The sequence below is a fragment of the Arthrobacter sp. genome, from assembly GCF_030540645.1.
In the GTDB taxonomy this organism is placed as follows: Bacteria; Actinomycetota; Actinomycetes; order Actinomycetales; family Micrococcaceae; genus Specibacter.
Map to the genome: position 1 here is coordinate 1 of NZ_JAUNVV010000085.1, position 15,326 is coordinate 15,326.

Annotated in this window: 9 protein-coding genes and 1 pseudogene; 2 read left to right on the plus strand and 8 right to left on the minus strand. The window is 63.2% G+C overall.

Going from position 1 to position 15,326, the window contains the following annotated elements:
• Window positions 1-96: 96 nt before the first annotated feature.
• From Q4P21_RS13570 to Q4P21_RS13605, 8 genes and pseudogenes are all read right to left on the minus strand, one after another.
• Window positions 97-1,080: pseudogene (locus Q4P21_RS13570) on the minus strand (aldo/keto reductase); the annotation flags it as partial.
• Window positions 1,081-1,234: 154 nt separating this feature from the next.
• On the minus strand, window positions 1,235-1,939 hold the full coding sequence (locus tag Q4P21_RS13575; RefSeq protein ID WP_303389282.1) for a hypothetical protein: 705 nt from the start codon (window positions 1,937-1,939) through the stop codon (window positions 1,235-1,237).
• Window positions 1,936-2,496, minus strand: coding sequence for a DUF402 domain-containing protein (locus Q4P21_RS13580; protein ID WP_303389289.1), 561 nt, complete (start codon window positions 2,494-2,496; stop codon window positions 1,936-1,938). Before Q4P21_RS13580 ends, Q4P21_RS13575 begins: the two co-directional genes overlap by 4 nt.
• Before the next feature lie 29 nt (window positions 2,497-2,525).
• Window positions 2,526-4,517 carry a 1-deoxy-D-xylulose-5-phosphate synthase gene (dxs, locus tag Q4P21_RS13585; RefSeq protein ID WP_303389283.1) on the minus strand — a complete coding sequence of 664 codons (1,992 nt, stop codon included), beginning with the start codon at window positions 4,515-4,517 and terminating at the stop codon, window positions 2,526-2,528.
• Between the two features lie 107 nt (window positions 4,518-4,624).
• Window positions 4,625-7,453, minus strand: a complete 2,829-nt coding sequence (locus Q4P21_RS13590; protein WP_303389284.1) for an aconitate hydratase — start codon at window positions 7,451-7,453, stop codon at window positions 4,625-4,627.
• 68 nt (window positions 7,454-7,521) lie between these two features.
• Window positions 7,522-10,059 carry an HAD-IC family P-type ATPase gene (locus Q4P21_RS13595; protein WP_369598902.1) on the minus strand — a complete coding sequence of 846 codons (2,538 nt, stop codon included), beginning with the start codon at window positions 10,057-10,059 and terminating at the stop codon, window positions 7,522-7,524.
• 8 nt (window positions 10,060-10,067) lie between these two features.
• A complete protein-coding gene (locus Q4P21_RS13600; RefSeq protein ID WP_303389285.1) occupies window positions 10,068-11,498 on the minus strand; it encodes a class I SAM-dependent RNA methyltransferase in 1,431 nt (476 codons plus the stop codon).
• Between the two features lie 5 nt (window positions 11,499-11,503).
• Window positions 11,504-13,474, minus strand: coding sequence for an APC family permease (locus tag Q4P21_RS13605; RefSeq protein WP_303389286.1), 1,971 nt, complete (start codon window positions 13,472-13,474; stop codon window positions 11,504-11,506).
• A gap of 277 nt (window positions 13,475-13,751) precedes the next feature.
• Here Q4P21_RS13605 and Q4P21_RS13610 point away from each other — a divergent pair, with 277 nt between their 5' ends.
• The gene (locus tag Q4P21_RS13610) at window positions 13,752-14,423 is read left to right on the plus strand and encodes a TrkA family potassium uptake protein (protein ID WP_303389287.1); all 672 of its coding nucleotides are present in this window, start codon (window positions 13,752-13,754) and stop codon (window positions 14,421-14,423) included.
• 1 nt (window position 14,424) lies between these two features.
• Window positions 14,425-15,090 carry a TrkA family potassium uptake protein gene (locus Q4P21_RS13615; RefSeq protein WP_303389288.1) on the plus strand — a complete coding sequence of 222 codons (666 nt, stop codon included), beginning with the start codon at window positions 14,425-14,427 and terminating at the stop codon, window positions 15,088-15,090.
• Window positions 15,091-15,326 lie beyond the last annotated feature (236 nt).

The window sequence follows — 15,326 nt, forward strand, 5'->3', positions numbered from 1 at the left end:
CGGACCACGTGTTGTTTCAACGTCACCGGGCCTCTGACCGGGGCGCCGGCCCCGGGCGCCGTAAAGCAGCCCGGCACCCGCTAATCCCCCCAAAACCACCGCGACCCGCGGCTGCTTCGGAAAGATTCCATCCAGGACGGTGAGGTCTTCCGTTGTTGGCTTCCATGAGGCGGCGCCGGCATTTTCACGCACTTGTTCCGGCTTCGTGGCACCGGCAATGACGCTGGCAACGGACGGTTGGGCCGCGAGCCACGAGAACGCCACTTGCACTTCACTCAAACCTCGTTCTGCGGCAAAGTCTCCAAATGACTTCAGCTGGTCCAGATCTGCACCCTCCACCATGTACTGGCGTGTGTGGCTGAGCCGGCTGCCTGCCGGAGCCTTCCCGGAACTGTATTTGCCTGTGAGCAGCCCATTGGCGAGCGGATAGTAGGGCATGACACCCAAGCCGTAAGCCTCGGCCGCCGGGGTCACTTCAAGTTCGGCGCGCCGGTCCATCAGGTTGTAGTGGTTTTGGCTCGCAGTGAACCGCGTGCCACCGGACATCCGGGCCGTGAACTCCGCTTCGGCAATCTGCCAACCGGCCATGTTCGAGTGGCCCAGGTACAGAACTTTTCCCTGCTTGACCAGGTCGTCGAGCGCATCAAGTGTCTCACTGATGGGAGTCAGCGGATCCGGGGAATGGTAGTAATACAGGTCGATATAGTCGGTGTTCAGTCTGCGCAGCGACGCCTCAACCGACTGCATGATGTACTTGCGCGATCCGCGCCTACCCCAGTCAACCCCGTTGGCACCGGAGGCGTCGAGGCCAAACTTCGTGGCCACGACCGCATTCTTGCGCTCTCTGCCCAGCGCCTTTCCCAGCATGATTTCGCCCTGGCCCGCAAACGCGCCGTACATATCAGCCATGTCGAAGAGCGTGATGCCCGCATTCAGGGCCGCATGCACCACGGCATCGCTGCCCTCCTGGGTTTCGGTGACAGATCCAGTGCGGCCCAGATTATTGCACCCGAGCCCCACTGTTGAAACTGTCAGTCCCGAACGACCCACCTGGCGGTATTCAATGCTGTGCTCAGTCATGCTTCCACCATAGCGAATCCGTCGAGCGGTCACATGGCCGTCCCCAGTTCGCTGGCTCAACACTTCGCTGACCCAACACTGCTCCGGGGGCTGTTGTGGTGATCCGACGCTGCTATAGCAGCGTCCGCGGACCACAACAGCCCCCGACCGACAGTTACAGGCTGAAAGCGGTGCCGCCTGTCGAGCTGTGCTTGGCGCGCAGGGCGGATGGGTCGTTGATGGGGCCGGTGGCAACTGTCAGCTTGGTGAAGTCGAGCTTCTCCTCGCGGATGCAGACCTTGATGTTTGCCACCGCGCGCGGGGCATCCGGTGCCACGATGTACACGTTCAACTTGCCCAGGCCGTGTCCGGCGGACGTGAATTCAAACTTCTCCAGGACGCCGCTGCCGCGCCAGGCCAGGTGCGGGGTGAGCGTGTCCTTCACACGCTGGGCCAGGTGCTTGTCCCGGTCGCTGACACGGTCGCTCTTCAGCGCGAACTGGGCCACCACCAGTGTCTGTTCATCACGGGTGAGAGTGGCATAGCCATCCTCGACGCACTGTTCGGCGAAGGCGGCGAGCATCCCTTCAGCCTCCTCAAGCGTCTTCACGGGAGCGTCCTTCGACGTGCTGATGTGCCCCACCGTGCCATGGTTGAGCACGAAGAACACCTCCGGCGCTTCTGCGGCAACCACGGCGGGCTCACTGCCACCTTTCTCGTTGCCTTCACCCTCGGCATCGTCCGTCTCCCCGGCTCCCCCGGCGTCAACCCACGCTTCGCGGAAGACGAGTACGCCGTCGTCGTTCCTCTTGTACATGCGCACAATGTTGGGGTCAAGGCCGTCAAGGACGGTCTGGTTGATGGTTTCGGAGCTGCTCATGGCAGGGTCCTTCCTAGGGTAAACCAGGCCGCTGCGCGACCGTCGAATGGTGGGAGGCCAGCTGTTACGGCCACGGTGAGCGCTTCGCAGGCGGCCTCCATGCGGGCAACCAGCGGCTCGGGGTAGGACATCTGCAGGCTATGCTCGGCGAATTCGTCGCGGTCGTCCACGAACAAACCCGCACTTTTGGTGCGGACCACGTCAAGGTCCATGTCGATCATGTGGAACTCCATGACGCCGGGCCGGATGCGCCGCCACGCCAGCTCGATGGCCAAATCGATGTAGAGCTCGACGCCGTTCGGGTGCGCTTCGTCAAAGAATGTCGCCACCCAGTCCCCCGTGTGCGGGATCAGGAAAATGGCATCTGATTCCGTGTAGGAGGCGGCTCCGGGCCGGGAAATGAACTCGTGCGTGCCCTGGAAAACCCAGTGTCCGTGTTCATCGGAACCCAGGTAGCGACCGGGCACCACCCAGTGGGCGGTGCCGTCATACTTGCGGTTGCGGGCCACCACAAGGTCACCGACCTCGGGGATGTCCACACTAACGGCAATATCCATGCTGACCGGCAGCAGTTCAGGATGCGCGGTCACAGGATCGGCATCTGCCCTGTGCGGGGGGAAGCATGGCCGGGCAGCGGGCGGGCAAAGGGCACCTTGGTGCCAAGGACCTGCTCCACGGTGTCCTGCGCCACGCGCTGGGCGGTCAGGCCCACGCGTTCCATCACCTCGGCACGGGTACCGTGGCTCAGGAACTCCACGGGCAAGCCCACCTCGTTCAAAGCCGTGTCAATGCCGGCAGCGCGCAGTTCCTGGCGAATCCTCGAGCCAACCCCGCCGGCCCGTACCCCGTCCTCCACAACAACCACAATGCGGTGCTGCGAGGCCAACTGCACAACGGAGCGCGGCACGGGCAACACCCAGCGCGGATCCACGACAGTCGCTGTAATGCCCTGCGCACCAATGCGCTTCGCCACGTCAAGGGACATTTCACTCATGGCGCCGACACTGACAATCAATACGTCCGTCTGCGGCTCCCCGGCTTCCACCGGCATTTCGTGGCTCGGGCGTGCAAGGACGTCCACGCCGTCGTACAGGCGCTCAATGGCCACCACTTCCGGCCCCACCTTGCCCTTGGAGTAGCGAACCACGCTGGGCGCGTTTTCAATGGCCACGGCCTCACGCAGTTCCTCGCGCAGCCGCACCTCGTCGCGTGGGGCGGCAAGGTGCAGACCGGGAACAATCTGCAGCATCGCCAAGTCCCACATGCCATGGTGGCTCGGGCCGTCGGGACCAGTGACCCCGGCCCTGTCCAGCACAATCGTGACACCGGCCTTGTGGAGGGCGACGTCCATGAGCAGCTGGTCGAAGCCGCGGTTCAAGAATGTGGCGTACATGGCAACGACGGGGTGCAGACCGCCGAACGCCATGCCCGCCGCCATGGTCAGGGCGTGCTGCTCCGCAATGCCGACATCCACCACGCGGTCCGGGAACTCCTTGGCAAACGCCGCCAAGCCCAGGGGCAGCAGCATGGCTCCGGTGACGGCCACGATGTCGTCGCGTTCTTCCGCGATCTTCGTGATTTCCTCGCCAAAGACGGAGGTCCAGGACTTGCCGCCGGAGGCTTCCACCGAGACACCGGTTTCGGGGTTGATGACGCCGACGGCATGGAACTGGTCGTTGACGTCGGCCCGTGCCGGGGCATAGCCGCGGCCTTTTTCGGTGAAGGCATGGACAATGACGGGGCCGCCGTAGTTCTTGGCAGCCGTCAGCGCCGCTTCCATCGCCTTTTCGTCGTGGCCGTCCACCGGGCCCAGGTACTTCATGCCCAGATCGTCAAACAATCCTTGCGGGGCCCACCAGTCCTTCATGCCCGTCTTGGCAGCGTGCAGGCTCTTGTACACGAAGCGGCCTGCGGCGTTGCCGTCCTGCAGGCGCTTCTTGCCCCACGTCATGGATGCTTCATAGCTCTTACGGGTCCGGACATGGTCAATGGCCGGACGCAGCGACGCCAGGTATTCCGCCACGCCGCCCACTGTGGGCGCGTAGGAACGCCCGTTGTCGTTGACAACGATGACCACGCGTCGGTCCTTGTCGGCCGCAATGTTGTTGATGGCTTCCCACGTCATGCCGCCGGTCAACGCTCCATCACCGACGACGGCGACGACGAACCGGTCACCTTCCCCTGTCAGCTTCCTGGCGCGGGAGATTCCGTCGGCCCAGGACAGGGAGGAGGAGGCGTGGGAACTTTCAACGATGTCGTGCTCGGATTCGCCGCGGTCGGGGTAGCCGGAGAGCCCGCCTGTTTGGCGCAGGGTGGAAAAGTCCTGCCGCCCGGTCACCAGCTTATGCACATAGGACTGGTGCCCCGTGTCAAAAACGATGCTGTCCCGAGGGGAGTCAAACACCCTGTGGATGGCAAGGGTCAGCTCGACAACACCCAGGTTGGGGCCCAGATGGCCACCCGTCTGGGACACGTTCGCAATGAGGAAGTCGCGGATTTCCTGGGCCAGCGACACCATTTGGGCATCACTGAGCCTGCTCAGGTCATGCGGATCCTTGATGGTTTCTAGTAGTCCCATTGCTTACCTCCTGGTGCACAGTCAACGTCTAAGGGTATCGCGGTCTTTAATGTGCCGGGGCGGGCACCCGGTTTCCCGGATACCCGCCCCTTGCGGATCTACACTTTTCAGCTGGTTGCGGAGATCTGACGCAGCACGTACTGCAGGATGCCGCCGTTGCGGTAGTAATCGGCTTCACCGGGGGTGTCGATGCGCAAGACTGCATCGAAACTGACCGTGGTGCCGTCTTCAGCAACTGCCGTGACTTTCAGGGTCTTGGGCGTGGTGCCGTTGTTCAGCTCGGTGACACCTTCCACGGAGAATGTCTCGGTGCCGGTCAGGCCCAAGGATTCTGCGTTTTGACCAGCCGGGTACTGCAGCGGAAGAACGCCCATGCCAATGAGGTTGGAGCGGTGGATGCGCTCGTAGCTCTCGGCAACAACAGCCTTCACACCCAACAGGGCAGTGCCCTTGGCAGCCCAGTCACGCGATGATCCCGAGCCGTATTCCTTGCCAGCGAGCACAACCAGCGGGGTGCCGGCAGCCTGGTAGTTCTGGGAAGCGTCGTAGACGTATGCCTGCGGGGCGCCGGCCTGGGAGAAGTCGCGGGTGAATCCACCTTCGACGTTGTCCAGGAGCTGGTTGCGGATGCGGATGTTCGCGAACGTGCCACGAATCATGACCTCATGGTTTCCACGGCGTGAACCGTAGGAGTTGAAGTCCTTGCGCTCCACACCGTTGGCCAGCAAATACTGGCCAGCCGGGGTGTCCGACTTGAAGGAGCCTGCAGGGCTGATGTGGTCGGTGGTGACGGAATCGCCGAGCTTGAGCAGCACGCGTGCACCGGCAATGTCTTCCACCGGCTCAGCTTCAGCCTTCATACCGTCAAAGTACGGGGGCTTGCGGACGTAGGTGGACTTGGGATCCCATTCGAAGGTGTTGCCCTCGGGGGTTTCCAATGCCTTCCAGCGGTCGTCGCCTTCGAAGATAGTGGCGTAGGAGTTCGTGAACATCTCGCGGTCGATCGAGGCGTCCATGACTTCCTGGACCTCGACCGGGTTCGGCCAGATGTCCTTCAGGAACACGTCGTTGCCGTTTTCGTCCTGGCCCAGCGCATCAGCTTCGAAGTCGAAGTCCATGGTGCCGGCCAGGGCGTAGGCGATGACCAGCGGCGGTGAAGCCAGGTAGTTCATCTTCACGTCCGGGTTGATGCGGCCTTCGAAGTTGCGGTTTCCGGAGAGAACAGCGGTGACGGAAAGGTCGTTTTCAGCGATGGCTGCAGAGATTTCGGTGTCCAGCGGGCCGGAGTTGCCGATGCAGGTGGCGCAGCCGTAACCTACCGTGAAGAAGCCGAGCTTCTCCAGGTACGGCACGAGGCCTGACTTTTCGTAGTAGTCGGTGACGACCTTTGAGCCGGGGGCAACGGAGGTCTTGACCCACGGCTTGGATGCCAAGCCCTTGTTGACGGCGTTGCGGGCCAGAACGGCTGCAGCGAGCATCACGGAGGGGTTGGAGGTGTTGGTGCAGGAGGTGATCGAGGCGATCGACACAGCACCGTGATCCAGTTCGAAGTCAACGCCCGATTCGTTCTTCACGTGGATAGGCGCGGACGGACGGCCCTCGGCACCGGAAGCAGCGGACGCAACTTGGCGCTCGGTGTCGTGCTGGTGGCTGCCCGGGTGGGTGAAGGACGGAGCATCGGAGGCCGGGAACGACTCTTCCAAGGACTCGTCGATCGTGTTGCCTTCAGCGAAGTCGCCTTCGGAAACGTAGTTCTTCAGATCCGTGCGGAACTGCTGCTTCGAGTTGGTCAACTCGATGCGGTCCTGCGGACGCTTGGGCCCTGAGATGGAGGGAACCACGGTGGACAGGTCCAGCTCGAGGTACTCGGAGAACGTGATCTCCACCGAGGGGTCGTGCCACAGGCCCTGCTCCTTGGCGTAGGCCTCCACGAGGGCAACCTGCTCATCGCTGCGGCCGGTCAGGCGCAAGTAGTCCAAGGTGACGTCGTCAATCGGGAACATGGCGGCCGTGGAGCCGAACTCCGGGCTCATGTTGCCGATGGTGGCGCGGTTGGCCAACGGCACGGCTGCAACGCCTTCACCGTAGAACTCAACGAACTTGCCGACCACGCCGTGCTTGCGCAGCTGCTCGGTGATGGTCAGCACCACGTCAGTTGCCGTGGCGCCGGCCGGGATGGAGCCGGTCAGCTTGAAGCCGACGACGCGCGGGATCAGCATGGAGACAGGCTGGCCAAGCATGGCTGCCTCGGCCTCGATGCCACCAACGCCCCAACCCAGCACGCCCAGGCCATTGACCATGGTCGTGTGCGAGTCGGTGCCGACCAGGGTGTCCGGGTAGGCGCGCAAAACGCCGTCGACCTCGCGGGTCATGACGGTGCGGGCCAAGTACTCGATGTTGACCTGGTGCACGATTCCCATGCCCGGGGGGACAACCTTGAAGTCCTCAAACGCGGTCTGGCCCCAGCGCAGGAACTGGTAACGCTCACCGTTGCGCTGGTATTCGATCTCCATGTTGCGCTCGATCGCGCCAGAGTTGCCGAAGACGTCGATCTGCACGGAGTGGTCAATGACCATCTCGGCAGGGGCAAGGGGGTTCACCCGGGTGGGATCGCCACCAAGTTCCTTGACGGCTTCACGCATGGTGGCCAAGTCAACGATGCAGGGGACTCCGGTGAAGTCCTGCATGATGACGCGCGCCGGGGTGAACTGAATTTCTGTGTTGGGCTCCGCACTGGGATCCCAAGCTGCCAACGCACGCACATGGTCGGCGGTAATATTTGCGCCGTCCTCGGTGCGAAGCAGGTTTTCCAGCAAAACCTTGAGGCTGAACGGAAGGCTCTTTGCGCCTTCAACCGAGTTCAGTCGGAAAATCTCGTATTCGGTCCCGGCTACATTAAGTACGCCCTTGGATCCAAAACTGTCCACATTAGTCATCGATGGACTCCTCTCGCCACTACTTTTATCTTTGTCACGCATGGGACAGGATGCCAGTTAGGCATGCCTTACTCGCGCTCGGACACCGCTCCGCGCCTCTTGAGAAAACGGTAGAGCAGCTCGATCGCCAGACATCCTGTTGCAGTAACCGCAATCGTAACCGCCAAAAGCCCGCCGCTTGGGATATCGAGGGCGAAGAAAGTTCGGGCGAACGGGACAGCCATCACCAGGGCCAGGCCCGCGACCATGGCAGCCACCAGCAAAGCCCGCCATTTGTCGAAGGGGCGGGCCAGCGCACCGAGCACCCAAAGCGCCACCACCAGCACGGTCATGGTCACCGCGGTCTGGGCTTCGCGCACCACGTGCTCTGTGCCCAATGTGGTGTGCGGGAAGGCGTGGGCATAGGAATAGACGGCCATGATGCAGACCGCCACGATGGTCCCGGCGGGTACGGCAAACATGAGCGTTCGGCGCAGGAATCCGGGCTGATAGCGCCTTGCATTGGGCAGCAGCGCCAGGAAGAAGGCAGGGATGCCGATGGTCATGGAGCTGACGATGGACAGCTGCCGCGGCAGGAACGGGTAGCGCCACATCAACAGCGCAATCGTGATGGAGATGAGGATCGCGTACGTGGTTTTCGTCAGGAACAGATTCGCCACCCGCTCCACATTGGCGATGACGCGCCGCCCCTCAGCCACCACCGAGGGCAAGTGGGAAAACTTGCCGTCCAGCAGCACCAGCCGCGAGACGGCCTTCGTGGCTGCCGCTCCGCTGCCCATGGCGATCCCCATGTCCGCATGTTTGAGCGCCAAGGCGTCATTGACGCCGTCGCCCGTCATGGCAACCACGTGACCCATGCTCTGCAAAGCGAGCACAATGGACTTCTTTTGCTCCGGCGTGACGCGGCCCAGGACGCTTTCGCGCTCCAATACCTCCACCATGGCTTCGCGGTCCTCGGGCATGTCCCGCGCGTCGTAACCGTCTCCGGTGAACTCAAAACCGACTTCACGCGCGACGATGGCGACGGTGCGCGGGTTGTCGCCGGAGATGATTTTCAGCTCAACGCCCTGCTCACGGAAGTACTGCAGCGTCTCGGCAGCATCGGAGCGGATTTTTTCATGGAACGTCAACAGTGCCACGGCTTGGAGGTCACCCTCGCCGCTCACTGCCCTGTGCGCCAGCACCACAGCCCGCAGGCCGCGCCCTGACGCCTCGGAGGACGCCTCGAGGGCCTCCGCATGGGATTCGCGCGTCAAGACCATCTCAGGGGCACCCAGCACCCATTCACCGGCCAGTGCGCCGTCACCAAAGGTGACCGAACTGAACTTGCGGGCGCTGCTGAAGGGGAGCTCCGCCGTCGGACGCTCAGCGGGGACGTCGCCGTACTTGGCGGCAAGGGCGGATGAGGTGGCATTGGCGTTGGGGTGTGCGCCCTGCCAGGCCAGGACCTGCTCCCAGCCGGGCACAGGTCCAAAAACGGTGCTGCCGTCCCATTCCATGCTGCCTTCGGTGAGCGTGCCCGTCTTGTCAAGGCACACCATGTCCACACGGGCCAGACCCTCCACGGCGGGCAGCTCCTGGACCAGGACGTGCCGGCGAGCCAACGTCACAGCGGCCATGCCGAAGGAAATGCTGGTCAACAGCACCAGACCTTCTGGAATCATGGCCACAATGCTCGCCACGGCACTGATCACAGCAATCCGCCACGCACCGGAGGCAATGGCCGCAGCCCAGCCGCCGTGGGCGCTCATCTGGCCGTTGATCACCAGCAGGATGATCGGGATCAACCCCCAGGCAATGTACAAAATGATCCGGTTGATGGAGTTGCGGATCTCTGAATTCACCAGTGAAAAGCGCCGCGCCTCGGCCGTTAGCGCCGAAGCGTAGGCCTCAGCCCCAACCCTGTGCACGCGCGCCGTGCCATAGCCGTCCACTACTGCGGAACCGGACAGCACCATGTCCCCGGCCCCCTTGATGACGGGGTCCGACTCCCCCGTCAGCAGCGACTCGTCAATTTCCAGGGACTCCGCAGCCAGGATGATGGCGTCGGCCGGAATTTGGTCACCCGTGCGCAGCAGCAGTACGTCATCCTGGACGACGTCGGCAACCGCTAGTTCCTGCTCCCGGCCCTGGCGCAGCACCCGGGCCAGCGGGGCGTGCAGCACCGCGAGCTTGTCAAGGGTGCGTTTGGCCCGGTACTCCTGCACCACGCCGATGGCGGCGTTGGCAAGGACAATGAACCCAAACAGCGCGTCGCGCGGATCCCCCACCAGCAGCACCAGTGCCAGGCAGCTGCCCAGCACCGTGTTGAACAGTGTGAAGACGTTGGCACGCACAATGGCCCAGACGCTGCGGCTGCTTTCGTGCGCGACGGCATTCGTCAGCTCGGCTGCGCGCCGCTCATGGACCTGCGCCGCACTGAGCCCGCTGCGCTCAAGCTCGACCGCATCGACCGGTGCCAGCTTGCCCCGTGCGTGCACCATGGCCAAACGGCGGTGTTCATCGCGCCGCTCGGCCAGGATGGTGCCCTTGGGTTTATTCCGGGTCAGATCACGCCGGGGCTTGCGGGCCCTTGAGTCCGTGGGTTTCAAGTCCGTTTCGTTCAAGTCCGGTCCTAGTTGCTGGTGGTTGCTTTCACAGCCGGCACCAGCAGCGCCACTGTCTCCACGTGGTGCGTGTGCGGGTACAGGTCAAAGGCACGCAGCTTCTCCACCTGCCAGCCGACGTTGGCAAAGTACTTCACGTCTCGGGCAAACGCGGCAGGGTCACAGGAGACGTACGCGATGGCCTCCGGTGCGGTGGCTGCAAGGGCTTGAACCACGGCTTTCCCAGCACCGGCACGGGGCGGATCAAGCACGACGGCGTCAAACCGGCGGCGCTGCCCGGCGGCGGTCCGCGAGGCGCGGGACTGTGTACCCAGGATCTTCTCCACCCTGCCCTGCAGGATTTCGACCTGTTCGCTGGCGTGGAGGTTCTTGCGGGCGTCACGGCTGGTGCCGACGGAGCCTTCCACGGACAGGACGCTCCCCTCGGGGCCCACGGCGTCGGCCAGTGGTGCCGTGAACAAACCGGCACCGGCGTACAAGTCGGCCACGTCGGCGCCGTCGTTCAGGTAGCCGCCCTGCAGCAGGAATCCGAGGGCCGCGTCGGTGAGAACTGCCGGCGCCTTGCGGTGGATCTGCCAGAAGCCGTCGCCGGAGACACGGAATTCGTGGTCGTCGGTGGTTTCCCTGACCCAGCCGCGGCCGTTGATCACTTCAATGGCACTGTTTTCCGGGTTCCACCGGGCCACGGACGGCGGGGTTTCCAAAGCGGCCAAGGCGCGGGCAATACGTTTGACGGCGGCCCCGGCAGCTTTTTCGGTGAGGTTCGCGGCGGGGGCCAGCAGCACCAGCACGCCGGAACCGTTGGCGGGCGCCGCCACTTCGACGCGTTCAATGCCGGTGAAGTCGATGTCCCACAGGCGCAGCTCATTCACGGCGGGCACGGCCAGCGGCATCTCCTGCACGGGCAGCACCGCGTGGGAGCGGTGCGGGTGCATGCCCAGTTTCCCGGACGGCGTGACGGCAAAGCCAACGCGTGTGCGCCAGCCGAGCCCGGCCTGCTGCTCGGCGTTGCCCTTCGTGTCGACGTCCTCGACTCCAGCGCTGAACAAAGTGTCGATCGTTGCGCTCTGCAGGCCGCCGAGGCGCTCAAGCTGCTCACGTACCACGGCCGTTTTCAGTTCAAGCTGGCCCTTGCGGGAGATGTGGCCGAATTCGGCGCCGCCGACGGGCGCACCGTGGCGCACCGCAGCCCTCAGCGCATCTGCCTCGGGCCAAAAGTGGGTGACGCGTTCCGGGGAGCCCTCAATCACCTGGGTGACGTCGCCGCGCCAAAACTTGGCGTCGTCGTCGTGCTCGGTCAGGGAAATTTCCACGGTTTCCCCGGGGATGCCGTGGCGCACGAAGATCACGCGGCCCTCATGCCGGGCAACGCAATGGCCGCCATGGGCCACCGGCCCCACGGTGACGGTGAGGCGGGGGGTGCTGGTGGGCTCGCTCATATGCTCTATTCCTGATATTTCTTCGCGTCAGTGGAGGACTTCAACTGCCAGGGCACGCTGGCCACCACGACGCCGGGTTCAAAATGCAGCCGCGTCTTGATGCGCAGGGCAGTCTGGTTGTGCACCAGCTGCTCCCACCATTTGCCCACCACGTATTCCGGGATGTACACCACGATCAAGTCACGCGGGGAATCCTGTCGCATGGCCTTGATGTGGTTGATCAGCGGCGTCAGCGTTTCCCGGTAGGGGCTCGCCAACACAGTCAACGGTACCGGGATGTCCAGCCTCTCCCAATCCTTGATGGTTTGTTCGGTCTCCACCGGATCAAGATCGACGATGATCGCTTCCAGCGTGGAAGGCCGCGATGCCCGGGCGAAGGCGACGGCGCGGACCACGGGCTTGCGCACGTGTGAGACCAAAATCACCGCGTGGATGCGGGCAGGAAGAGCCTTCAGCGGCGAATCCGTCTCGACGGCCAGTTCCTTGGCGACGTTGTCGTAGTGCGAGCGGATGCCCCACATGACGGCGTACAAAATGGCCATGGCAAGCAATGCGATCCAGGCGCCCTGCTCGAATTTCGTCACCAGGACAATCAGCAGCACCGTCAGCGTCATGCAGAAGCCCAGCGTGTTGATGACCCGAGAGCGCATCATGCGGTACCGCACCGACTTGTCCTTGACCTTGAGCAGTTCCCGGGTCCAGTGCCGCACCATGCCCAGCTGGCTCGCCGTGAAGGAGATGAAAACGCCCACAATGTAGAGCTGGATCAGGCGGGTGACGTCCGCGTTGAACGCGATGATGAGCACCAGAGCACCCACTGCCAGCAGGATCACGCCGTTGCTGAACGCGAGCCTGTCACCGCGGGTGCGCAACTGGCGGGGCAGGAAGCCGTCCTTGGCCAGGATGGAGGCCAGCACGGGGAAGCCGTTGAACGCGGTGTTGGAGGCGAACACCAAGATGATGCCGGTGGCGGCCACGATCAGGAAGAACGGGAAGGATCCGGCGCCGAAAATGGTGGAGGCGATTTGGCTGATGGACGGGTTTTGCACGTAATCCGCCGGCGGGGCCACGCCATTGACCAGGAATTCGGTGTGCGGATCGGCCACAATGTGCACGCCGGTGGCATTGGCCAGGAACAGGATGCTGGCCATCATGCCGGCAGCAATGGCCCCAAGCAGTAGCAGGGTGGTGGCCGCGTTTTTGCTCTTGGGCTTGCGGAAGTTCGGCACTCCGTTGCTGATGGCTTCCACGCCGGTCAGTGCGGCGGCGCCTGAGGAGAATGCGCGCAACAGCAGGAAGGCCCCGGCCAGGCCCACCAGACCTTGGTTGAATGCGGCTTCGGGAATGATCTCAAAATCGGCCGACGGCGCCCGGCCAAGAGTCCCGGTGGCGGCCTGGAACAGGCCGGCGGCCGTCATGGAGAAGATGCAGAACATGAAGATGTAGGTGGGCACGGCAAACACGTTGCCTGCGTCCCTGATGCCGCGCAGGTTCACCAGCGCCAGGATAATGACACCGACGACGGCGATCACGGCCTGGGTGCCGTGCCAGCCGGGAATGGCTGTGGCCAGGTAGTTTGCGGCCGAGGACATGGACACAGCCACTGTCAGGACATAGTCCACCATGAGGGCCGAGGCCACTGTGAGCCCGGCACGCTTGCCCAGGTTGACGGAGGCAATCTCATAATCGCCGCCACCGGACGGGTAAGCGTGCACGTTCTGGCGGTAGGAAGCCACCACAGTCAGCAGGACCACCATGACGGCCAGTCCCACCCAAGGGGAAAGCGCAACCGCCGCAGCACCGGCCAGGGCCAGGGTAAGCAGAATTTCATCAGGGGCGTAGGCCACCGAGGACAGCGCATCGGAGGCAAACACCGGCAGCGCGATGCGTTTGGGCAGCAGCGTGTGGGACAACTTGTCGCTTCGGTACGGGCGCCCCACCAGTATCCGCTTGAACGCGTTGAAGAAATTCAGCACGCGGGTAACGCTAGCACCAGAACGGCAGGTAGGGACCCCCCGATGTCTTTGCGCCAGCTGCGTGACACACTTGTCCTACTGCCCGCGTCACTGCTTTCACCCCGCATCTGCCTGCTTTTGGCAGGTTCTGTGAAGTCAGTGGCACAGCTCCCATGGTTTCAACTTGACCACCGGTGCCCCGGGGACGTGAAATTAGACCCGCACTGCATGTCAAAACATGCGGCATCAGCAGCGGTTTCCGGCTTTCATGCCGGGGCTGCCATGACAAGGAGCATCAGTGGCACACTTTGTGATCATGGGTTGCGGGCGCGTGGGCGCAACACTTGCCCACACCTTGGAGGATTCTGGCCACTCGGTGGCTATCATCGACCAGGACGAGCGGGCGTTCAGGCGCCTGCGCACGGGTTTTGGCGGGCGCAAGATCACCGGTGTGGGATTTGACCGGGAGACGCTCAAGCAGGCTGACATTGAAACCGCGTACGCCTTCGCCGCCGTCTCCAGCGGTGACAACTCCAATATTCTGGCCACGCGCGTGGCACGGGAGACGTTCCACGTTGAACACGTGGTTGCCAGGATTTACGATCCCGGTCGAGCCGAGATCTACCAGCGTCTGGGCATCCCCACGGTTGCTGCCGTGCGTTGGAGCGCCGACCAGGTACTGCGCCGCATCCTGCCTGAAACAGCCATTAAAGGTGACTTCCGAGAGCCTTCCGGGCGCCTGTTACTGACCGAACTGACGCTCCACCCGGACTGGATTGGCCGCCACGTTCTGGACATTGAAAAAGCGGGCGCGTTGCGCGTTGCGTACCTGACGCGTTTCGGGGAGGGCATGCTGCCGGGCCCGGACACGAGCTACCAGCAAGGTGACACCGTGCATGCCATGATTGTCAGCAGCCAGTCCAGCGAGGTGGCCAACATCCTCTCGGCCGCACCACTGAAGGAGCTTTAGCATGCTGGTAGTCATAGTTGGTGCAGGCAGCGTGGGCTGTTCCATCGCCAAGGAACTGCTCTCCAACGGTCACGAAACACTGCTGATCGACCCCAAGCCGGAGGTTATTGGCAAGAGTGGGCTGCGCGGTGCGCGCTGGCTGGTGGGCGACGCCTGCGAAATCAGTACGCTGCGCGAGGCGAAACTGGAGGAGGCCGACGTCGTCGTTTCCGCAACAGGGGATGACAAGGTCAACCTGGTGGTCTCGCTCCTAGCCAAATCTGAATTTGGTGTCGGGCGTACTGTGGGCCGGGTCAACAACCCCAAAAACGATTGGATGTTCGACGATTCCTGGGGCGTTGATGTAGCGGTCAACACCCCGCAGCTCATGACGGCGCTCGTGGAAGAAGCCGTAGAGATTGGCGACCTTGTTCGTTTGCTGACGCTGCAAACAGGGGTGGCATCCCTCGTGGAATTCACTGTGCCTGGAGATTCACACGTGATCGGGTTGACCGTGGGTGCCATCGAATGGCCGCTCGATTCAACGCTGGTGGCCATCCTGCGCGATGAAGCCCCCATCACCCCGAGTGCGGACGACGTCGTGGAGGCCGGTGACGAGCTGTTCTTCGTCACCACCATCACAGCTGAAAACGAATTGCGCGCGTTGCTGTCCAGCCACAGTGACTAGGTCTGGAAGTTGTGCGTGGGCAGCCGCCATTGCAACCGCGGATGGGTATCCGTACGATCGGGAGGACAATGCGGCAAGCCGCCACCGCCCAACCGACGTGTGAGGTGTCCCATGTCCCGCAGCACCCTGGCCTTTCTGGCAGTCGCAGCACTAGCCCTCACCGGCTGTACACAGACTGCTGACCCAACAGCTCCAGTAACGACGGCGGCAGGTACGACGGCGGCAGCAAGTACGAC

Bases quoted from the DNA above. Each gene is read 5' to 3' on its own strand.
- Q4P21_RS13615 (WP_303389288.1), top strand. From the start codon at position 14,425: ATGCTGGTAGTCATAGTTGGTGCAGGCAGCGTGGGCTGTTCCATCGCC.
- Q4P21_RS13590 (WP_303389284.1), bottom strand. From the start codon at position 7,453: ATGACTAATGTGGACAGTTTTGGATCCAAGGGCGTACTTAATGTAGCC.
- Q4P21_RS13600 (WP_303389285.1), bottom strand. From the start codon at position 11,498: ATGAGCGAGCCCACCAGCACCCCCCGCCTCACCGTCACCGTGGGGCCG.
- Q4P21_RS13575 (WP_303389282.1), bottom strand. From the start codon at position 1,939: ATGAGCAGCTCCGAAACCATCAACCAGACCGTCCTTGACGGCCTTGAC.
- Q4P21_RS13580 (WP_303389289.1), bottom strand. From the start codon at position 2,496: ATGGATATTGCCGTTAGTGTGGACATCCCCGAGGTCGGTGACCTTGTG.
- dxs (WP_303389283.1), bottom strand. From the start codon at position 4,517: ATGGGACTACTAGAAACCATCAAGGATCCGCATGACCTGAGCAGGCTC.